Origin of the sequence: Streptomyces sp. TRM68367 (genome assembly GCF_014495685.1) — a bacterium.
Lineage (GTDB): Bacteria > Actinomycetota > Actinomycetes > Streptomycetales > Streptomycetaceae > Streptomyces.
In genome coordinates, this window is sequence record NZ_JACTVI010000247.1 from 1 (window position 1) to 2,189 (window position 2,189).

3 protein-coding genes are annotated in these 2,189 nt (G+C 64.8%); 2 read left to right on the forward strand and 1 reads right to left on the reverse strand.

The window, feature by feature from the left end:
* On the reverse strand, window positions 1-277 hold a 277-nt coding region (locus H8R17_RS49710; protein ID WP_399478154.1), incomplete at its 3' end, for a DUF6444 domain-containing protein.
* A 236-nt stretch (window positions 278-513) separates the two neighbouring features.
* Between H8R17_RS49710 and H8R17_RS45250 the strand changes: the two genes are divergently transcribed.
* Both H8R17_RS45250 and H8R17_RS48465 read left to right on the forward strand, forming a co-directional pair.
* Window positions 514-837, forward strand: coding sequence for a hypothetical protein (locus H8R17_RS45250; protein WP_187828961.1), 324 nt, complete (start codon window positions 514-516; stop codon window positions 835-837).
* On the forward strand, window positions 834-2,189 hold a 1,356-nt coding region (locus H8R17_RS48465), incomplete at its 3' end, for a WXG100 family type VII secretion target (RefSeq protein ID WP_187828962.1). The genes H8R17_RS45250 and H8R17_RS48465, both read left to right, overlap by 4 nt.

The following is a 2,189-nucleotide window of genomic DNA, read 5'->3' on the forward strand; positions in this document are numbered from 1 at the left end:
CAGGAGCACCGTCCTGCTTACCGCACCGTCTCCCGGACGATGTGCGCGAGGACCGCTTCGGCGCGGGCCTGGCGAACGGTGGGTCCGAGGACGGCGGCTTCGAGGAGTTCGAGGAGTCCTTGCCCAGCCGCCGCTCCAGCTCATCCACCCGCGCGACCAGCCGCTCGCACTGGGAAGTCAACTGTTCGACCAGGCCCGTCAGCTGGACGATCGTGGCGTCCTTCGCCGCGAGCAGGAGCTTCAACTCCTCGTTCGACGGCTCACTACCAGGCTCCACGGCCACAGCTTATCGATCTTGGGATGCTCTGGTCGAACGGGCTGTCAGCCCTGCTGAACAGCTACCCGGGCAGGGCGTTAGCCTCTGTGGAGATGTGCATCAGGCACCCCGACGGGCAGAGCCGCAGCTGCAGCCTGGCAAAATCGACGATTGCGCTTAAGCGTTTGTGCGGCGTAAGGCGTGGAGCCACAGGGTTGGCTCGGCGTGTCACGCGGCAACACCCGAGGGAGGATCTTGTGTCGGACGGGTTCTACATCGGCCACTCCGCGCTCGAAAGGTTGAGCGGCGCGTTCAAGGAGGAGGCCGATGAACTCGGCGAGCAGTTAGCCAAGTTCAAACCAAAGACGGATGGCGAGGCCATCCACGACGGGTTCGGCTTTCTGACGGAGTCAGAGGAAGTGACCACCGCGTACATTGACTTGGCCGACCACATGACCAAGGCGATCCAGGGGTTGCAGGACCATCTTTATGACATGGCCGAAAACCTTTCCGGCAACTCCCACAACACTGGAGCCGCCGAGCGTGCCCTGGAGGACCTGTTCAAGGGTGAGAGCGCGTGAGTGACGAGTCGGCTGCGGAGACCATTTACGAAGCTGGACTCGAGCTCTACAACCCCGGTGGCGAGCCAGACGTTCTGCGTGACGCGGCCAAGGCGTGGGGCGCGATGGGGGATGCCCTCGACAAGTTCGTCGTCCGCATGGACAAGGTCATCCGCGACGTCCACGGCGACGATTGGCTAGGGCCAGCTGCCGATGCCTTTGTCAAGCATTGGGAAGAGATCAAGAAGTCCGTTGAGGACGCTCAACCGAACTTCGACGAGGCGAAGAAGGGCCTGAACGAGGCAGCGGACAAGATCGAAGAGATCAACAGCGAGATCCATCAGATCTACCTGGAGATCGGTGTCACGATCGGTGTCTCCGTCGCCACCTCCTTTATCACCCTCGGTTTCTCCGCAGCCGCTGGTGCCGCGAACGCGGCTCGGCTTGCCGGGCAGGCGGCGACGGCCGCCGCGAGGCTCGGCAGGACCCTGGCCACGATCGCCCGTTGGTTCGAGAGGCTGCGGACATTTGAGCACTCGAGTAAGTTTCTGCAGTACGGCGTTCGTTTCGGCAGTACGTTCGCCGGCCGGACCGCGATCGAGTTCGGCAACGGAGTGGCCACCAGCGTGATCAGTGGCAAGGGCCCCGAGTGGGAGAACAACCTGGTCGGCGGGATAGCTGGGGCAGGGATGGGAAAGGCTGCCGATGCCGCGCTCGGCGGGAGGCTCGGGGGAGGAATCGGCGAGTCGATAGGCACAGGTGCCATCGGTGGAGCGACGGGCAGCCTGGTCGGGGATGCCGCCAACTCCTATGGTCCGTGGGCGGACAAGGATGACCAGTTCGATTGGTCGCAGTCGCTGATCGGAGCCGGAGCCGGAGCGGTCGGCGGCGGCATCGGCGGCGGACTGACGCACGGTTCAGGAGTCGGCGAGGTGAACGGCACCGGAGAGGCTTCCGGTGGGGCAGCCGACACGAGCGGCACAGCAGACGGTGCAACCGGTGGAGCCGCCGAGGCAAGCGGAACGGACGGAGCCGCCGGGGCGAGCGATGGCAGCGGTGACCAGGCAACCCCCGATACCGGAGCCGATGCCGAAGGTCTGACACAGGAGCAGCGGAACGCGCTTCGCGACGAGGCCACGAACAGCCGAGTGGGCACGGAAATTGGCGCGGCCGGAAATCGGCTCAAAGAGGCGGACAGCATCGAGGACGACCTGGCCGAAGGGCAGCAGAAGACGGCCCAACAGCTCCGCGAGCACACTAAGAACACGAGTCTGGTGGACGACTTCGGCCTCGATCATTCACGTGCGCGCGCCGGCCTGGGGTGGTCGGTCGGGGTTGAGGATTCGTCCTGGTTCGTCCTTCGGGTGGTGGTG